Origin of the sequence: Actinoplanes awajinensis subsp. mycoplanecinus, assembly GCF_001509495.1 — a bacterium.
GTDB lineage: Bacteria > Actinomycetota > Actinomycetes > Mycobacteriales > Micromonosporaceae > Actinoplanes > Actinoplanes palleronii.
Map to the genome: position 1 here is coordinate 1 of NZ_LLZH01000255.1, position 228 is coordinate 228.

Here is a 228-nt window from a genome sequence, read left to right on the forward strand (position 1 = left end):
ACGGTCGTGGTCGAAGACCTCAACGTGACCGGCATGCTCGCCAACCGCAGGCTGGCCCGGCACATCGCCGACGCCGGGTTCGCCGAGATCCGCCGCCAGTTGGCGTACAAAACCGCATGCAACGGTGTTCGGCTTCTTATAGCTGACCGCTGGTATCCCTCCAGTAAGACCTGCTCAGGCTGCGGCACGGTGAAAGCCAAGCTGGCCCTGTCCGAGCGCGAATACGCC

The 228-nt window shown here is 64.0% G+C and carries 1 protein-coding gene; it reads left to right on the top strand.

The features are described from left to right. Window positions 1-33: 33 nt before the first annotated feature. The coding region (locus ADL15_RS24930; RefSeq protein ID WP_232344321.1) for a zinc ribbon domain-containing protein at window positions 34-228 on the top strand (195 nt) is incomplete at its 3' end.